This is a genomic window from Algoriphagus boseongensis (genome assembly GCF_004362805.1).
GTDB classification, from domain to species: Bacteria; Bacteroidota; Bacteroidia; order Cytophagales; family Cyclobacteriaceae; genus Algoriphagus; species Algoriphagus boseongensis.
Map to the genome: position 1 here is coordinate 585,433 of NZ_SNYF01000005.1, position 18,258 is coordinate 603,690.

The window sequence follows — 18,258 nt, forward strand, 5'->3', positions numbered from 1 at the left end:
TTTATGGAGTTCTCTTGGACTTTTCTCCACTTTAAACTTTTCATTTTAAACTTTAAACTCCGGAATAGGCGCTGAATCCTCCATCCACAGCTACTATTGTCCCTGTTACAAAGGATGAAGCATCACTGCAAAGCCAATGAAGTGCTCCCAATAAATCCTCTGGTTTTCCAAATCGATTCATTGGGGTATGAGAAATTATCTGCGTTCCTCTTTGGGTTAAACTTCCATCTGATTCAGTCAATAAGGTTCTGTTTTGCTCTGTCAAGAAGAATCCCGGAGCAATCGCATTAACCCGAAAGCCAGGGCCATGCTTTTGGCAAAGTTCCACCGAAAGCCACTTGGTCAGGTTATCGATTGCCGCCTTTGCAGAGGCATAGCCCATCACACGGGTCATAGGTCTTGTGGCTGCCATCGAGCTAATGTTCAGAATATTTCCCTTTCCGGTTTTTAGCATCAAGGGAAGAAGGGCTTTGATGGGTAATACTGTTCCCAAATAATTTAAATCCATCACTTTGCGAAGTGCTTCCGTGTCCAGATCCAGAAAGTTTTGGTCAGGTCGGATCACTGCACCTGGCATATTTCCTCCGGCTGAATTAATCAAGACATCCAAATTGCCATGTTGGGCTTCGATGACTTGGGCTGCTTTTAAAACTGATTCCTCATCAGTTACATCTGCATAATAACCCCAAGCCTTACCTCCTGAAGAGGTAATTTCATTTACTAATTCATTTACTTTTTCAGGAGTTCTTCCCAAGATTAAAAGTTCAGCTCCTTCAGAAGCAAGATGTAATGCCATGGTTTTCCCTAAGACTCCTGTGGCACCTGAAAAGGCAATTTTTTTTCCTTGAATTGAGAATAGGTCAGTTTTTTTCATCAAGACTTGAAATTGGAAGGGGAAAAGTCAAAATAATTCTTGGCATTGTGGTAGCAAATATCGCTGATCAATTTACCCAGCCATTTTTCATCCCAAGGCAATTCTCCATTCTCTACATCCTGCCCGAACAAATTGCAGAGGATTCTTCTGAAATACTCATGTCTGGGGAAGGAAAGAAAACTTCTGGAATCCGTCAGCATTCCGATAAAGCAACTGATTAGTCCCATGTTGGAAAGCGTATTCATTTGTTTTTCCATTCCGTCTTTTTGATCAAGATACCACCAACCGGATCCGAATTGGATTTTACCTTTGACAGAGCCATCGTTGAAGTTTCCGATCATGGTTGCAAAAACCTCATTATCTCTAGGATTGAGGTTGTAGATCACTGTTTTTGCCAATTGATCTTTTGCATCCAAATCATTCAGGAAAGAGGCCAAGGCTTTTGCTTGGTCAAAATCCCCAATGGAATCAAAACCTGTATCTGGACCCAGAGTACTTAACATTCTTGAATTGGTGTTTCTCAGGGCTCCAAGATGAAACTGTTGTACCCAGCCTTTGGCGTGATACATTTTGCAAAGTTTGCGAAGAACTTTATGCTTGAAATATTCTACCTCCTCGGAGTTAGGAATATTGCCTCGTAGTACCTTCTGCAATATCCCATCTGCGGATAGCTTTGAATTGGTCGAGAAATACAAGTTTTCCAAACCATGATCTGAAAGTCTACATCCATTAGCATGGAAGAAATCTACCCGATTTGCCAAGGCCTCAATTAATGTTTCAAAAGAGTTGACTTCAATTCCGGATACTTCTCCAAGTTTACTTAAGTAAGAAGCATAAGCTTCAGGATTCTCAATAGAGAAGGACTTATCGGGGCGAAATGCAGGATATAATCCTAGCTTATTTCCCTGAGTCAAGTATTGCTTATGGAATTCCAATGAATCTATGGGATCATCCGTTGAGCAAACCACTTCCACGTTCATGGAATCCAAAAGCCCTCTTGCTCGGAACTTGTCCTCCTGAAGCATTTCAGAGGTTTTGAAATAAACTTCAGCTGAATTATTTGGGGTCAAAAGTTCCTCTACTCCAAAGTATCTCCTCAATTCCATATGACTCCAATGGTAAAGAGGATTTCTCATGGTAAAGGGTAGGGCATAGGCCCATTTTTCAAACTTTTCCGGATCAGAAGCCTGCCCTGTTATGAAATGCTCATTAATTCCCAAAGTCCGCATAGCCCTCCATTTGTAATGGTCACCAGCTAGCCAAATTTTACTGATGTTTTCAAACTTCCTGTTTGTCGCAATTTCGGCTGGAGGAAGATGATTGTGGTAATCTATGATTGGGAGGTTTTTTGCGTAGTCGTGATAAAGAATCTTGGCAAATTCATTTTGAAGTAAAAAATCCTCAGAGAGAAAGGAGTTCTTGGTTTCAGAAGTAAACATATACAATATGAGTAGGCTAGCTGGGTATATTATCTAAGCTTAAATTTATCCTTTAACCCTATGCGTTTTCATTTTTTCATCGGAAACGTTTGCACATATTATTTAAGTGGAAAAAATTTAATATTTTGAACAACCTAAATTTTTTAAGCAACTTTTAGGTCAATAAACCCAATCTATCTATGAATACTGGAGTTAATTTGAAAGAATTGGCTGCTGAGTTGAAACTCTCCCCTTCGACAGTTTCAAGAGCCCTAAATGATAGCTACGAAATCAGCGAGGCTACCAAGAAAAAGGTGATCAGTATGGCCGAAAAGCTGAATTACCAGCCTAATCCATTTGCTCGAAGTCTAAGAGAGAACAAAAGCAAAACCATTGCCGTGGTAATTCCCGAACGAATGAGTAGCTTCTTTTCGAAAGTAGTCGACGGGATTGAAGAAATTACCCAGCAGTATGGATACCATCTTTTGGTATATAGTACCCATGAAGATGTAGATAGGGAAAAGAAGATTGTCAATTTATTAATGAATGGAAGGGCAGATGCGATTATCATGTCTGTTTCCAGTCAAACTAGCGATATTTCCCATTTGACGAGATTACACGAAAGGGGATTTCCATTGGTATTTTTTGATAGGATTTGCTCAGATATCCCTACTACCAAATTCATTACCAATGACTATGAGAGCGGTTTTGAAGGAACTAAACACCTTATCCAGCAAGGATGTAGAAAAATTGCATTCTTAATGCTTTCCAAAGAGCTTTCTATTACCAAAGATAGATACAGAGGGTATTTGGATGCCTTGAAGCAGGCTGGATTATCTCCCGAACCTCAATTAAATATCACCTGCTGCCAAGAGGAGGAAGAAAATATTGAATCAATCCGCAAATTATTAGATGGGCCAAATAGACCTGATGGGATATTGTCATCTGTTGAAAAATTGGCTCTAGCTACGTATCACGCAGTGAAAAGAACTCATCTTAGGATCCCAAATGATATTAAAATCATCAGCTTCTTTTCAAATCTTAGTATTGCGAGTCTTCTGAATCCTTCGCTTACTACTATCACTCAACCTGCATTTAATATTGGAGAGGAATGTGCCAAACTTCTGATGAAGAAGTTAACCAAACCCCGTCAACCTGACCTTCCAAATCAGGTAATAACCATTCCTTCAAATATTACAATTAGATCTTCAACCATTGTCGTATAATTTGTTTTGGTTTTCTTAATTGAAAAAGGGTCCCGGAATTTCCGGGACCCTTTTTTTATGTGCCATAGCCTCTTAGTAGCCAGGGTTTTGAGGGAATGCTTCAGCTCCCCCCTGAGCTCGGTCTATTTGATTTTGAGGAATTGGTCTCAATACATGGAAGTCTTTGATATTTGGTGCAGCTTGTGGATTATAAAGCTTCACTCTCTCAATCAAATTACCCCATCTTTTCAAATCCAACCAACGGGTTTGCTCACCTGTCAATTCCCTTGCTCTTTCTTCCATCAAAAACTCGAAAGTCATTTGAGCAGGGGTGATTTCCATAGCGGTTTGTTTTCCAGGCCAAGCAGCTCTTCTTCTTACTACATTGATGGTAGCTGTGGCTTCAGCTATTTTGTTCTGACGGAATTGTGCCTCAGCCAATAGGAGATACGTGTCAGCCAAACGCATTGCAATGTAATCTCTACCACCTTCAAACTGAGTTCTGTCCACTCGTCCTGGATCAAGGTGCTTAGTCAAAGCTGGGAACAGTTTTTCGTCATATCTGCTTGGTACCAAAACCTGATACTTCTTTTTTGCTCTTTCTGCTGCTGGCATTTCATATCCAGGAAGGAACATAGTAGTGTCACCAGTGGCAAAGGTCAAAGACGCTTTAGAGTTGTCAAAGGTAGTATTATAAGTTCCCGGTCTGTTAGAAAGGTAGGTGTCCTTGTAAGACTTCTTGTATCTACTGTCGTTTTCACGATTCTGGAATACCTTCTCCATCGCATACACAGTAGGTCTATATCTCTTAAATGGACGACCATTTTCAGTATCTCTCTGCATACCTGGTTGGGTATCATACTCCATTAGGAAGAACACGTGAGAGTTATTTCCGCCACCATTGGTTAATGGGCTTCTGGTATACTGAACAGACCAAATCACTTCATCATTAATCTCATTACCAAAAGCATGAACTTGTCCGAAATCAGGAAGAAGTTTTAATCCAACTGTATTGGTAACAACGGCGTTTAGTTCAGTTTCTGCTTTTGCAAAATCATCACCTGCTTTAGCAGAAGAGGTTCCTTTGGTCAAATATACCCTGCCCAACAAATGTCTGGCTGCCGCTTGAGTGGCTCGTCCATACTGAGATGAAGCTTTTTTGTTTTCCAAACCAGGCACTGCTTCTGTCAAATCCTTGATAATTGCAGCATAAACCTCAGCTTCAGAATTTCGCTTAACTTCTTTGGTAGGCACCAATGTCTCAGAAAGTCTCAACTCTACTGGTCCAAATAGCTGAACCAAAAGGAAGTAATGGTGAGCCCGAATAAATTTAGCCTCAGCCACTCGTTGAGTTTTTAAGGCTTCACTCATTCCTGTGACATTTGGAGTTCGATCAACCACAGCATTGGCTGTGTTGATTCCTCTATACAATTCATCCCAAAGTTCACGAACATGTCCATTCTGAGAATCAAATTGGTTGGTATAAGTATTCATGAATTTCCATGAACCATCAGCACCATTGGTGTAGATATCTGTACCAAATTCAGTGAAATTGTTTCCTCTTTCTGTACCATACCAAATTCTCATGGTACTATAAGCTGCAGCAACAGCATCATCAATCCCTTTTGCGGTATTTAAATAATCACTACCGATTTGAGAGATTACATCTTCCTGCAACGCATCCTGGCAAGACTGAGCGAAAAGAAGGCTCAATGCCAAGGCACCCACTTTTGTCAGGTTTCTTACTTTATATTTTAAATTAGAATTTTTCATTGTCTTCGTGCTTTTGGTTAAAATTTAGCATTGATACCAAAGGTGAATTGAACTACAGGAGGAGCGATGTTAGCGTTGATTACTCCACCTTCTACACCTTGTTCACCATCAATAAAGGTCTCAGGATCGATTCCTTTATGCACTTTTCTGTATTCAGAGAAGATAAATGGATTCTGAATACTGGAATACAATCTTAGGCTTGAAAAACCGATTTTATCGATTAGGCTTCTCGAGAAATTGTAGCCAAAGTTGATGTTTCTGACTTTGATGAAGGTTCCATCAAATAAGGACATCGAAGAGTTATACTTTGGAAACTCCTGATTCTGATTTGGTCTTGGATACAGATTGGTTGGATTGTTTGGAGTCCAATAGTCCACAGCCAAGTTGTTGTATCTTCCAAAGAGTGTATTGAACTGCTGGTGGAACTGGCTTCTGATCATAGATCCAAATCTTCCGAACACAAAGAAGGATAAGTCAAATCCTTTGAAAGTAAATCGGTTGGTCATACCAATTGCAAAATCAGCTACTGCAGATCCTAGGATTACACGGTCAAGTGAGTTGATTCTTCCGTCACCATTGGTATCCTGAACTTTGATTTCACCTGGTTTGTCACCAAAGCTAGCAGCCAAATCTTTTTCTGAGGTTTGCCAAATACCTACTTTTTTCAAATCATAGAAAACAGTAAGTGGCTGTCCAATAAATCTGCCTGCTGCGATATCATCTCCATTAGGAAGAGATACGATTTTCTCTCTGTTTCTGGTGAAAATGATATCAGTTGACCAGGTAAAGTCACCCTTTTCAATGTTCAGAGTGGATAGAGTTAATTCAATACCCTTGTTCTGAGTTTCTCCAATGTTGGTAGTGAATCCTCCAAAACCTGTTGAGTTTGGAAGTGGCTGAGGGGCAAGTAGGTCAGAAGTATTGGTTATATAGTATTCAAACGTACCAAAGATTCTGTTCTTGAAAATGGCGAAGTCAAAACCAGTATTGAAGGTGGTCGAAGTTTCCCATCTCAAATCCGGATTACCGATTGTATTTGGTCTATAACCGAAAGCTGCTGTATTATCCCATGCGTAGCTGGTTCTTCCTAATAAAGCTTGAGTCTGGTAAGGAGTGATCGCCTGATTACCAATAGAACCGTAGCTAACTCGGAATTTCAATTGATCCAGCCAAGAGGAGTTCTTCAAGAATTCTTCCTGATGCATATTCCAACCGAATGCCACAGATGGGAAGAAACCAAACTTGTTGTTTTCACCGAATCTGGAGCTACCGTCAGCCCGGATTGTACCAGTTAAAAGGTATTTTCCTTTATAGCCATAGTTCACTCTAGCCATGTAAGAAAGAAGTGCCCATTCAACCAGGTTAGTGTTTGCACCGGTGATCTGGGAAGCATCACCTAGTCTATGGTAAAGCTGTGAAGGAGCAGGGATACCAAGAACACTGATTGAGCTCTGCTCAAATTTATCCTTCTGGAAAGACTGCAATAAGGTCACATTAATATTGTGATCTGTATTGAATGTCTTATCGTAAGTCAAAATATTTTCTAAAGTATAATTGAAATTGAATCGATCATCTACGCTACCAGTTGCGTCTCCGCCTCTTCTGGCATTAGTTTGAGATCCTGTGAATCTTCCATTTCTTTCGATATTCAAATCAGGACCAAAGTTCAATCGATACGTCAAGCCTTTGACAATCTCCCAATTCAGATAAATACTATTAAATACTCTTCTTCTGAACGTTTCATCAACTTGAGCTCCGGGAACTACTTCTGCAAATGGGTTAGTTCTCAAACCGTCAGAGGTTGGAAGGAAGATTAGATTTCCTTCATCATCATAAGGTTTTCCAAGTGGGTTTTCCTGTAAAGCTCCCCCGATAGGGTTGAAGTTTTCACCATTTCTTTCACTAAAAGAAACCAAGGTGGATGTTCCAATTCTTACTTTATCATTGATCTTGTGATCCAAATTGATTCGGAAGGTATAGCGAGAAAAGTCTTGATTTTGGATTACCCCTACATCTTTGAAATAGTTTCCAGAAACAAAGAATGTAGTCTTATCATTTCCCCCAGATACTCCGATTTGGTGGCTTTGAATACTACCTTGTCTCATCAATCCAGCTACGTAATCGGTACTTCTTCCCAATTGAATACTTTCCAATTCCACTGGTTCGAATAACTTGGCGTCGGCTTCGGGAGTTGATGGTCCTTCTGGATAGTTTCCTGTAGCTCTTCTTGATTCTCTTTTGTATTCAGCAAATCCAGGTCCGTCGAATACTTCGATTCTTCCCAACTCATTGCTTACACCATAGTAAGAATCCAAAGAAACTACGGTTTTACCTGCATTACCTCTTTTAGTAGTAATCAAAACCACCCCGTTAGAGCCTCTGGAACCATAAATAGCGGTAGCAGAAGCATCTTTCAATACCTCCATGGAAGTAATGTCATTTGGGTTGATGTCTTCCATACCGCCTACAGTAGGGATACCATCAATTACATATAGCGGTTCATTGGAAGCGTTAAACGATCTTCTACCTCGAATACGAACCTGAGGAGCTGAACCCGGCTTAGAACCAGGCTGAACCACGTCCACACCAGCCGCTCTACCTTGCAAAGCTTGTCTGGCATCTGTGATAGGAAGTTCTTGGATTTCTTTATTTCCAACAGAAGAAATAGCACCCGTTAATTGACTTTTCTTTTGGGTACCATAACCCACCACCACAACTTCTTCCAAGTCAGCAAGGTCAGGAGAGAGGTTTACGTTTATTCTGGTTCTGCTTCCTACAGCTTCTTCTACTGTATTGTAGCCAATAAATGAAAACACCAAGGTCGAATTGCTTGGCGAAGAGATGGAATACTTTCCATCCAAGTCGGTAGTGGTTCCTCGGGTAGTCCCTTTGACCAAAATCGAGACCCCAGGCAATGGAGTCCCCGATTCGTCATAGACTGTCCCAGTTACCTGCACATCCTGGGCTTGAGCAATTCCAATGCTCAGCACCATCATCAACACTACCGAGAGGTAAGTGTAAAATTTTGTACGCATAGTTTAAGGGGTTATTGTTAATAGATAGATTAGATTTTTCCTGTTTTTTTAAATTGGTTATGAGTGGAAAAAAAACTCGGTTTTCGATAGTAAAAAGGTAGACAGAAGGAAAAATGAATTCAACACCTAAACTCTCTGATTTACGGAATCGATTGCGCGTGAATTAAACTGATTTTCAATAGGGTATATTCAAAAACTTTATTCGCCAACCGGTAAATAAAAACACCCGGATCTTTATCAAACCCGGGTGCTCTGGTAATTAAGGAAAACAATCAAACAACAAACAAACTATAGCTTAGGTGGCTCCCATCCTTTTTCATATTCTCTTGACCATAAGGCCATTGCTTTCGGAGAATTGGTGATGTGCCCATTTTTTGAATCACATACCAAGGTTTCGCCGGTACGATAGGAGATATTGGCCAAATGACAAAGCAGGGTGGAAACAGCTCCTTCCTCAATGGTAGAGTTTTGTTTTTCGATTCCTCGCACAGCATTGAAGAAATTGACCACGTGGGTGGTGCTCATGTCTCCGCCGCCCCCCAATTGGGTTCCAGCCTCTGAGCCACCACCTTTATTCTCTTTTACTTTCTTGCCCTGTCTGTCATACTGCGTATATCCATTTCGGTTGACAAAGACAGTTCCTTCAGATCCATAGATGATGGTTCCTCGATCAGCTCCATATGTATTGTAATTATTGCGGCTTTTACCATCCCATTCGATTACTGAGCCATTTTCGAAAGTAAACTGGGCCTCCATAGTATCATACATGGTCCAACCGTCATTTAGAAAATGTCTTTTGGCAGCTTCCACTTCTACCTTACTTGGGTATGATACCTGAAGCGCCCATCTGGCTACGTCCAGTTCGTGTGTGGCATTATTTCCTGTTTCTGCAGTTCCATAATCCCATCCGTACCAATGCCAATTGTAGTCCCAGGTATCATGGGTGTAAGGCTTTCTTGGTGCTGGTCCTTGGAATAATTCCCAATCAAGGCCTTGCGGTGCCGGTGCTGGTTTGGCAACAGGTACTTCCCCACGCCCATTGCTATAAAAAGCGGTGGCTTTATAAACCTGACCAATGACACCGGCATGAATAGCGGCAATGATTTCCCGGCTTTCAGGAGCTGATCGCTGCTGGTTACCCATTTGGACTACCTTGTTGTATTTCTTTTGCAGCGCAATGAGCAATTCTCCTTCACGAGGATTATGCGAGCAGGGCTTTTCCACATACACGTGCTTTCCACGTTCCAGAGCAAGCCAGGTCCCAGGAGCATGCCAGTGATCGGGTGTGGCATTGATCAATACATCCACTTCCTTATCATCCAAAACTTTGAAAATATTCTGTTCCTGCTTTGGATTGTAATCTATGTGTTTTGCGAAGTTGTTCGCTGCTTTTGGCATCTGGGAAAGCATGGCATCACAGAGGTAAAGCAGATTGACATTGCTGGACTTCAATCCTATTGGCTCATAAAAAGCCCCCAATCTTCTTCCTAATCCGGCAATGGCCACATTCAGCCGTTCATTTGCACCGATAATCCTTGCGTAGGACTTAGGAGAAAATGCCAGAGAACCCAATGCGGAAATCCCTAGAGATGCTGCAGTGGTTTTTTTTAGAAAATCTCTTCTACTAGAATCATTCATGGCTTTTGGATTTACTTCAATACTTTGATTTTGATATTCTTATAGCTTACCTCATCTCCATGGTCTTGGAGTAGGATATGTCCTTCCTTGGCTTCTCCAAAGTTCTCCCAGACCTTATACTTACTGATGGCTACCAAATCGCGGAATTCTTTGGACCCACGAACATATTCTACCACCTTCACTCCATTGATATAGTGCTCCACTCGATTGTCAGGGTAGACCACTACTCGGCCTTGGTTCCACTCTCCGGGTTTTCTCACAAATCTCGGCTGCTTATTGGCTTTGATCAGGTCATACAAAGAAGCTAAAGTCCGGTTTCCGTTAATTCCCATTTTGGCATCGGGATGGTTAGCGTCATCTAAGATTTGGTATTCTAAACCAATTGCTGAACCCTTATTCCCTTCAGAAAGCGTCACGAAGTATTTAACCCCGCTGTTTGCTCCTTCAGTTATTTTAAAATCAAAGGCCAAATCAAAAGCACTGAATTGCTCAGTTGTAACGATGTCACCATAATTGGTAGACTCGCTTCCATCAGACTTTTGGATTGTTAAAATGCCGTCTTTAATAGCCCAGCCTTTTTCAGGGAATTTATCCTTGTAGGCACCAACCCAGCCTTTGCTTGTCTTTCCATCGAAGAGCAACTTCCATCCATTCTTTTTCTCCAGATCAGATAATTCATTGGTAAGCGTACTTACTACGAAAACATCTCCTTTAAATGGCATTGGCTTCAGATTTTCGGTTTGAATGCGGACGTTTCTGAAAAGCGTCTTTCTTCCCTCATCTTCTTTTTTGCCGATGGAGTGAACCTGAAGTCCGATAAAACCCTTGGAGTCCATCGCATCCATGAAATAGGCCACCTCTTGACCATTTACCCAAGTTTTGATAGTGTTTCCAATAGCTTCTATTCTATAAGTATTCCATTCTCCCATTTTGAAGGCTGATTTGGCAGCGGGATTTAGGTCTACTGGATAGAACCAACCTCTTCTCGCTTCATCATAAATTCCTCCGGACCAAGCCCGATCGGTTGGATCAGCTTCGATTTGGTACCCATACACCAAACCCTTTCCATCTCTGGCAGCTGGGTCGAATTGGCCTCTTGCCATAATTCCACTATTGGATGAGGAATGGCTGATCATCAGATCTACTTCCAAAATGAAGTCGGTGTATTCTTTTTCGGTCACCAGGAAGGTGTTTCCGGTACCAAATACAGCAGTTCCTTCTATCACTCCATCCTTGACTTCGAAAGTAGCAGCTCCAGCTACGGCTTTCCAGCCAGTTAGGTCTTTTCCATTAAACAATTCCTGCCAATTTCCCTTTTGAGCCCAAGTTGCATGGGCAAGGAGGATTAAGAGTAAGAGGTTTGCAACGCGTAGTTTCATTTGCTTTGGGTTAATTGAGTTTTGATAAAATTCACCAAATCGAGGGGTAGGGACAATGAATTCTAGTTTCAATTTACGCAATCGTTTGCGAGTATTTCCGCCAATTTTGTACGAATGGTAGAGTATTTCTATCCTTTTCCAGAATTCCTAGTTGTGTTTCTTACCTTTGCGCATGCTTGATTTCAACCAAAAAGGAAAAGTATTTATTACCTGCAAAGATCGATCGGTAAGTTACCTGGAGCAGGAAATCCGTGAGTTGGGTTTTGTGCCCAAGGAAGTCACTCGCACAGGGATAGAAATCGTCGCCTCCATGGAGGAATGTATGGATCTAAACCTCCATCTCAGGACGGCTTCTCAGGTTTTGTACGAAATCAAATCCTTTTATCTCCGAAATGCCGATGATATCTACCGAAGATTCAAGGCAATCCCTTGGGAAGAGTACTTGGATATAGACGGTTATTTTTCAGTGAGCTCAGTGGTGGAAAATGAGTCCGTGACCACACCATTGATTGTCAATGTCAAAGTCAAAGATGCCATAGTGGATCGGTTCAGAGACTTAAAGGGTAGGAGACCAGATTCTGGATCAGACTTTAATGGATTGGTATTTCAGGTGTATTGGAAAGAGACCCAAGCCTCGGTTTACCTGAATACTTCCGGTGAGACACTAGCCAAACATGGCTATCGAAAAATTCCAGGAAAAGCTCCCATGATGGAATCCTTGGCGGCTTCCACCATTTTCGCCACGGAATGGAATACCCGAGTGCCTTTTATCAATCCCATGTGTGGTTCCGGAACCTTAGCCATTGAGGCAGCTCTTTTGGCGACCAAAAGATACCCGGGGTTATATCGTGATACCTATGCCTTTCAGCATATTTTGGGATATAATGAGGAAGCATTTTTAGCCAAAAAGAAAAAGCTCGAAGCCAAAATTGTGGAGGCCACTGAAGTTAAAATCATCGCTTCGGATATTTCCTTACAGGCTATTTCTTTTGCCAGAGAGAATGCAGCCTATGCAGGTGTGGAGCACATGATCGATTTTCAAGTTTGTGATTTTGCAGAGACTGAAATCCCAGAGAAACCCAAAGGTGTTATTTTCTTCAATCCAGAATACGGGGAAAGATTGGGTGATTTGACTGAATTGGAAGAGACTTACAAGCGAATGGGGGACTTCATGAAGCAGAAATGCGCAGGATACCGGGGGTATATTTTTACCGGAAATATGGAGTTGGCGAAAAAGGTTGGTTTGAAAGCAAGCCGCAGAATTGAGTTTTGGAATGGGACGATTGACTGCAGGCTTTTGAAGTACGATTTATACGAGGGGAAAAGGGAGGTTTGAGCAGTAGGCAGTCCCGATAGCTATCGGGAGCAGTAGACAGTAGGCAGTGAGCAGTTAGCAGTAGACAGTCAGCAGTTTCGGGATTACAAAAAAAACCGAAAGTAACCTGTGGCAAGCTGTAATTTTTAGCTTTGTAAATCTGTCAGAGATTTTATCAGCAGACAGTCCTTTTTATTAAGCTAAGATTGCTTCGGGGTATTTTGTCTTCTTTTATTACAGTAAATAAGCAATTGCCTCTCGCAATGACGTGACACCCGACATCGGACTTCCAGCATCCCACATCGGACATCCCACACCGGACACCGGTCATCCAGCATCCCGCATCGGACATTTTACTTCACCCCAACCAGGCGGAATGGCAGCATAAAAAGATTTCGAACTAAATCGAAGCTTAAATCAATAGCAAATCCCAACAAGCGGAAGGGGAGCAGCAACAACCAAACGATAGGATAAAGGATAAGGGCTACTATTGCCAAAGGCCAACAAAGGATGAAGAGAATCAGCCACAACAGAAAGGTCAACATAGGTATTTGGTTTTCTATAATTCTTCAAACCCTGTTCCAATCCTTAAAACCCTTGTTTTTGTATTAGAAAGGCCGATGGCTAAAGTCAGTTGTCTTGTAATCGAACACTTTTTGGTTTGAAATGGACAATCAGTTTGAAGTTGAATCAGGACGTTCATCCCTTTTCAAATGCATGTTTGAGCTAAATTCATTAGTTTACTTTTCTAAACCAATTAGTTGAAGCCATTGCCAATGCGAAGAATTGTTTTTTTAATCCTGTGCTTCATTTCTTTTTTGGCAGAATCTCAAACTATCAGCGGGGTAGTCAAGGAAAAGGGTTCGGGTTTGCCGCTTCCTTTTGCCAATGTTTTTGTCAATAATTCCACTCTCGGTGCTGCCACTGATGTGGATGGGAATTTCACCATCACCGGGAAAATCCCTGAAGAATTTGAACTGGTAGCTTCCTTCGTAGGCTATAAGACCGTCAGCCAAACTATCCAGCGGAAAGGCCGACAAAGCTATACCCAAAACTTCGAATTGGAATTTTTGGAAGACAACCTTTCTGAAGTGGAATTAAAAGCGAAGCGGGATAGAAGTTGGGAAAGAACTCTAAAAATGTTCAAGGAAGTTTTCCTCGCCGTCCCGGATGATCCTTATGGGAAGGATATTGAAATTCTCAATCCTTGGGTTCTCGATTTCGAAAAGGTTAATCCAGATAAGGGCTTTAACTACATACAAGCAACTGCAGTCCAGCCACTCCAAGTCGTAAACAAAGCTTTGGGATATCAAATTGATTACCATTTGCAGGATTTTAGGATGCTGAGAAATGCCTCCAGATTTTTCGGGCAGGCCTTTTATAGAGAATTGGATGCCCAGGATTCAGTTACACAAAACGAATGGGAACAAAACAAAGGACTCAATTACCAGAGTTCAGTTAGACATTTCGCGCTTTCCCTTTTGTTGAAAAACTCTGGGGTGGAAGGCTTTGATTTGTATCGTGCCAACCCGAATATTCCTAAGGAGGACAGAACCAATGATTTTTATTATGAGCTGGGAAAATCCATCCTGCCAGTTCAGCTTGAGTTTGTGTATGTCAAGCCCTTAGGTAATGGAGTTTACAGGATTTTTCTTCCTGAGCGGATTGAAATTCATCATTTAAACAAGCCTTGGCCAAACGATTATTACGAAAATATCTACCATGCCATTTCTTGGGTTGTAGCCCCTTCTGGTTATTTTGATGTGGATCGAAATGGCACCTTAATGCACCCTACCCAATTGGTACTCTCCGGTTTTATGGGTAGGCAAAGACTTGCTCGTTCTCTTCCATTGGATTTTGTTCCAGATGAGCGATTTTCAGGCTTGACTGAGGACTTGGAAGTTTTCCATAGTCGTCATTTGAAATTAAACAACCTTCGAGAAAAGCCTTGGCTCACGTTTTCTAAACCCACTGTCTATCCTGGGGAAACACTTTGGTTTGGAGGAAAAATGTTGTATCAAAATCCTATTTCTCAGGATAGCTTAAGTAGAACCTTGTACGTGGAGATTATGGATTCCAAATTTTACACCGTTCAAAAAGGAATTTTTCCCATTCAGCAGGGTAAAGTTTCAGGAGGCTTTGTCCTTCCAGATAGCTTGCCGGCAGGAGATTATTTGATGAGAGCCTATACCCGTTGGAGTCTGAATTTCCCTGAAAAAGATATGTTCCAACTTCCTTTTCCTGTCATTTCTCAAGGGCAAATGCTAAAAACAGATAAATCCGAGCAAGAAGCCCTTTTCGGAGATATTGTTATTGAGCCTGATTTTGTCCTAAGTGATTCCTTGAATTATCGGGTTTTGGAGTTGGAACTCAAGTTTCAGGATAGTTATGAAAATCTGGTCGATGCAAATTTCTTGATTTCAGCTACCCAAAATGCGATCAACATGGAATTTGATCCAAAATTCCGACTGGAAAATGCCATGAATTGGTTGGATGAAGATTTACCTGAGACTTTTGATTCTGAGCTGGCTTTTCCAATTGAGTATGGGATTTCAGTGGAGGGAGTATATGTCCCCACTAGGAAAAGAGATCCACTTGCAACCGGAATTACCATAGTAAGAGATGATCTGGAGGATTATGGCTTGGTAGCATCGGATTCATCGGGCTATTTCTGGGCTACAGGTTTGAATTTTAGGGACTCAGCCCAAATCGCAATTGCAGCTCTTGATGAAAAACTGCGACCATTGGGAAAGGTGGAATTGATTCCATTTACTCCCCCCGGATATAGGGGGTCATTTCCTCGTCTGAATTACCAAACTGTACCAATTCCAACTCAAGCAGAACCTTTATTGGATACCTCCGGAGACTACATTCTGCTGGAAGAATTTGTAAAGGAAGAGAATAGGGAAAGGGAGACAATGGCGGATCGAAATTATGGGTACGGAGATCCCAATCAGGAAGTGGGAGAAAAGGACTTGGAAACTAAAACCTGGGCTGAAATATTGGGATTATTGAGGTTCAATATGAGTACCCTTAAATTCCGAAACTTCACCTATGGGGAGAGAACAGGTTCGCCCTTGCTGATTATTGATGGGGTAAGCATGCCTTTTTTAGAACCTGAGGATTTTAGAGCAAGAGTTCTGGGTTATGAACCTTCCCAACTCAAATCCATCAAAGTGTACAATGACAACATTTCCAATGTGGTCTTTGGCATGGCAGGATATTCCGGAGTTTTGATGATCGAAACCAAAAACGGTTTCCGAACTGGTCCTGATTCAGACCGAAAATTCAATTCAGAAGGTTTCCAGATTTTTCCGGTTCGGGGGTATTCATCTTTTCCTGAATTCCCCAAAAATCCTCCGGCAGATAGCTACCTGAAAATGAAGCCTACTATCTATTGGGATCCTTTGGCAAAGACAGAAAATGGGGTGTACAAAGTCAAAATCAAACTGCCTTACGGATTAAAAGGAATGAATCTAAAAGTGGAGGGCACAACCGAAGATGGGGAGGCTATTTATCAGATAATTCTGATTGAGTTTTGAGAAAAAAATAGCTTTTAGAATACCATTGATAAAAATAGGAGCATGGACTATTTATCATACCCCATGGCTTGGCTAATGGCTGAATAAAAAGCAAGATCCTGAAAGGATCTAACCTCTGAATAGAATAATAGCCATCATAAAAAGACAACCCCTTAGGGGTTGAACCTGATTGGTGGAGATAGACCCTCTTCGGGGTCTGGGAAAGGATTCTTGGTTTTTGAGCTATTGAAAGGTTTTACCACTGTCGGGAAAGAACGATGCACCAAAATGGTAAACTTGACCCGGTATGGGTCGGATATTGTTAGAAAACCTAGAATAACACACATACAACCAACATAGGTGGATTAGAAAAGATCCAGAATGGATCTAATTTATCAATAGAAAAATGAGTACTGATCAGCATTAACCCTGAAAGGGTTAAACTTACATTAAGTACTTTTCATCAAATTCGATTTCAAATTCCCTTAAGAGGCTTTTGTATTCTTCGAGAAATGAGCTGGTCTGATGATGGATTTCTTGGTTTTTAACATAATTAATTAGCCTTTCTTTGGAATGGATGGATACTGTAAAGGCTGCATATCCCTCTTGCCACTCCTTAAAATTTAGAAAAATTCTTTCCTTTCGGATAAAATCACCCGAGGCCAATTTGATGTCTTTGATCAAAGAAGCGATTGAAATGGTAGGATGGATGTGAGTTAAAATATGCAGGTGGTCTTCTACTCCATTGATGCGATACAGATGGCAATTTTTTTTGGTCAAAAGCTGATGAATATAGGCGAAAAGACGTTTTCTATGATCAGCAGAAAGTGTTCTTTCCCTGTTTTTAGTAGAGAAAACGATATGGTAAAGGAGTTGAGTGTAGGTGGACATAAAAAATGAGGTTTTAAGAAAAATGTATTCCCTAATTTCTGGGATTTTAGGCTTAAAACAAATGCATTAACTAGAGAAAGTTCGACCCGCTTCGGGGTCGGTAAGGTGTGGATGGTCTCAAGGCTATTGAAAGATTTGACCCCTTTTGGGGTCTTTAATATTTTTTATACACAAAATATTCTACTGAAAAATAAGAAAAAATGTATCTACAGGTGGGCGATTGTACCTACAGGTACAGATTTCTATCCCAAAATAGAATCGTCCACCTACAGCAAGAACGTTCTTCCCCCAGATAGATCGTTCCTACAAAAAGGTAGAAAGATGCACCAAAATCATAGAACGTTCTTCCCCCAGATAGAAAGTTCCTGCAAAATGGTAGAAAGATGTATCAAAATGGTGGAACGTTCCTCTCCCAGATAGAACGTTCCTACAAAATGGTAGAACGTTGTACCAAAAGGATAGAACGTTCCTCTCCCAGATAGACTTGACTGATTATAGATGGATTATCCTTTTCCCTGATGGATGGGTTAACAAATATGATCCTGAAAGGATCAAACCTTTGAATAGAAGAAATAGCCCTAATTAAACGGCAACCCCTTAAGGGTTGAACCTGATTGGAGGAGTTAGACCCCTTTCGGGGTCTGGGAGAGGCTTCTTGGTTTTTGAGCTATTGAAAGGTTTTACCCCTTTCGGAGTAGAACGATGTACCAAAATCATAGAACGTTCCTCTACCAGATAGACTTGACTGATTATTGGTGGATTATCCTTTTCCCTGATGGATGGGTGAACAAATATGATCCTGAAAGGATCAAACCTTTAAATAGAAGAAATAGCGCTGATTATACGGCAACCCCTTCGGGGTTGAACCTGATTTGAGGAGTTAGACCCCTTTCGGGGTCTGGGAGAGGATTCTTGGTTTTTGAGCTATTGAAAGGTTTTACCCCTTTCGGAGTAGAACGATGTACCAAAATCATAGAACGTTCCTCTACCAGATAGACTTGACTGATTATTGGTGGATTATCCTTTTCCCTGATGGATGGGTGAACAAATATGATCCTGAAAGGATCAAACCTTTAAATAGAAGAAATAGCGCTGATTATACGGCAACCCCTTCGGGGTTGAACCTGATTTGAGGAGTTAGACCCCTTTCGGGGTCTGGGAGAGGATTCTTGGTTTTTGAGCTATTGAAAGGTTTTACCCCTTTCGGGG

11 protein-coding genes are annotated in these 18,258 nt (G+C 41.3%); 3 read left to right on the plus strand and 8 right to left on the minus strand.

The window, feature by feature from the left end:
- Positions 1–52 precede the first annotated feature (52 nt).
- Positions 53–874 (minus strand): SDR family oxidoreductase, encoded by an 822-nt coding sequence (locus tag DFQ04_RS02565; protein WP_133552376.1) that lies wholly within the window; start codon positions 872–874, stop codon positions 53–55.
- Positions 874–2,313 carry a glucuronate isomerase gene (gene uxaC, locus DFQ04_RS02570; RefSeq protein WP_133552378.1) on the minus strand — a complete coding sequence of 480 codons (1,440 nt, stop codon included), beginning with the start codon at positions 2,311–2,313 and terminating at the stop codon, positions 874–876. The genes DFQ04_RS02565 and uxaC overlap by 1 nt, the downstream gene beginning before the upstream one ends.
- A gap of 179 nt (positions 2,314–2,492) precedes the next feature.
- Here uxaC and DFQ04_RS02575 point away from each other — a divergent pair, with 179 nt between their 5' ends.
- A complete protein-coding gene (locus DFQ04_RS02575) occupies positions 2,493–3,518 on the plus strand; it encodes a LacI family DNA-binding transcriptional regulator (RefSeq protein WP_133552380.1) in 1,026 nt (341 codons plus the stop codon).
- Positions 3,519–3,590: 72 nt separating this feature from the next.
- Here DFQ04_RS02575 and DFQ04_RS02580 read toward each other — a convergent pair whose 3' ends face one another.
- The 4 genes from DFQ04_RS02580 to DFQ04_RS02595 form a co-directional block, all read right to left on the minus strand.
- A complete protein-coding gene (locus tag DFQ04_RS02580; protein WP_133552382.1) occupies positions 3,591–5,270 on the minus strand; it encodes a RagB/SusD family nutrient uptake outer membrane protein in 1,680 nt (559 codons plus the stop codon).
- A 17-nt stretch (positions 5,271–5,287) separates the two neighbouring features.
- On the minus strand, positions 5,288–8,305 hold the full coding sequence (locus DFQ04_RS02585; RefSeq protein ID WP_133552384.1) for a SusC/RagA family TonB-linked outer membrane protein: 3,018 nt from the start codon (positions 8,303–8,305) through the stop codon (positions 5,288–5,290).
- A 288-nt stretch (positions 8,306–8,593) separates the two neighbouring features.
- Positions 8,594–9,943, minus strand: coding sequence for a Gfo/Idh/MocA family protein (locus tag DFQ04_RS02590; RefSeq protein ID WP_133552386.1), 1,350 nt, complete (start codon positions 9,941–9,943; stop codon positions 8,594–8,596).
- An 11-nt stretch (positions 9,944–9,954) separates the two neighbouring features.
- On the minus strand, positions 9,955–11,322 hold the full coding sequence (locus DFQ04_RS02595; RefSeq protein WP_133552388.1) for a 3-keto-disaccharide hydrolase: 1,368 nt from the start codon (positions 11,320–11,322) through the stop codon (positions 9,955–9,957).
- A 172-nt stretch (positions 11,323–11,494) separates the two neighbouring features.
- Here DFQ04_RS02595 and DFQ04_RS02600 point away from each other — a divergent pair, with 172 nt between their 5' ends.
- The gene (locus tag DFQ04_RS02600; RefSeq protein ID WP_133552390.1) at positions 11,495–12,658 is read left to right on the plus strand and encodes a THUMP domain-containing class I SAM-dependent RNA methyltransferase; all 1,164 of its coding nucleotides are present in this window, start codon (positions 11,495–11,497) and stop codon (positions 12,656–12,658) included.
- A gap of 332 nt (positions 12,659–12,990) precedes the next feature.
- Here DFQ04_RS02600 and DFQ04_RS02610 read toward each other — a convergent pair whose 3' ends face one another.
- A complete protein-coding gene (locus DFQ04_RS02610) occupies positions 12,991–13,182 on the minus strand; it encodes a hypothetical protein (RefSeq protein WP_133552392.1) in 192 nt (63 codons plus the stop codon).
- Positions 13,183–13,413: 231 nt separating this feature from the next.
- Between DFQ04_RS02610 and DFQ04_RS02615 the strand changes: the two genes are divergently transcribed.
- Positions 13,414–16,179, plus strand: a complete 2,766-nt coding sequence (locus DFQ04_RS02615; protein ID WP_133552394.1) for a carboxypeptidase-like regulatory domain-containing protein — start codon at positions 13,414–13,416, stop codon at positions 16,177–16,179.
- A 423-nt stretch (positions 16,180–16,602) separates the two neighbouring features.
- On the opposite strand, the gene tnpA is transcribed toward DFQ04_RS02615, so the two are convergent.
- Complete coding sequence (tnpA, locus tag DFQ04_RS02620; protein WP_133552396.1) at positions 16,603–17,049, minus strand: IS200/IS605 family transposase; 447 nt, start codon at positions 17,047–17,049, stop codon at positions 16,603–16,605.
- Between the last annotated feature and the right edge of the window lie 1,209 nt (positions 17,050–18,258).

Excerpts from the sequence above, each read along its gene's own strand:
- DFQ04_RS02565 (WP_133552376.1), bottom strand. The coding sequence starts at position 874 with ATGAAAAAAACTGACCTATTCTCAATTCAAGGAAAAAAAATTGCCTTT.
- uxaC (WP_133552378.1), bottom strand. The coding sequence starts at position 2,313 with ATGTTTACTTCTGAAACCAAGAACTCCTTTCTCTCTGAGGATTTTTTA.
- DFQ04_RS02575 (WP_133552380.1), top strand. The coding sequence starts at position 2,493 with ATGAATACTGGAGTTAATTTGAAAGAATTGGCTGCTGAGTTGAAACTC.
- DFQ04_RS02580 (WP_133552382.1), bottom strand. The coding sequence starts at position 5,270 with ATGAAAAATTCTAATTTAAAATATAAAGTAAGAAACCTGACAAAAGTG.
- DFQ04_RS02585 (WP_133552384.1), bottom strand. The coding sequence starts at position 8,305 with ATGCGTACAAAATTTTACACTTACCTCTCGGTAGTGTTGATGATGGTG.
- DFQ04_RS02590 (WP_133552386.1), bottom strand. The coding sequence starts at position 9,943 with ATGAATGATTCTAGTAGAAGAGATTTTCTAAAAAAAACCACTGCAGCA.
- DFQ04_RS02595 (WP_133552388.1), bottom strand. The coding sequence starts at position 11,322 with ATGAAACTACGCGTTGCAAACCTCTTACTCTTAATCCTCCTTGCCCAT.
- DFQ04_RS02600 (WP_133552390.1), top strand. The coding sequence starts at position 11,495 with ATGCTTGATTTCAACCAAAAAGGAAAAGTATTTATTACCTGCAAAGAT.
- DFQ04_RS02610 (WP_133552392.1), bottom strand. The coding sequence starts at position 13,182 with ATGTTGACCTTTCTGTTGTGGCTGATTCTCTTCATCCTTTGTTGGCCT.
- DFQ04_RS02615 (WP_133552394.1), top strand. The coding sequence starts at position 13,414 with ATGCGAAGAATTGTTTTTTTAATCCTGTGCTTCATTTCTTTTTTGGCA.
- tnpA (WP_133552396.1), bottom strand. The coding sequence starts at position 17,049 with ATGTCCACCTACACTCAACTCCTTTACCATATCGTTTTCTCTACTAAA.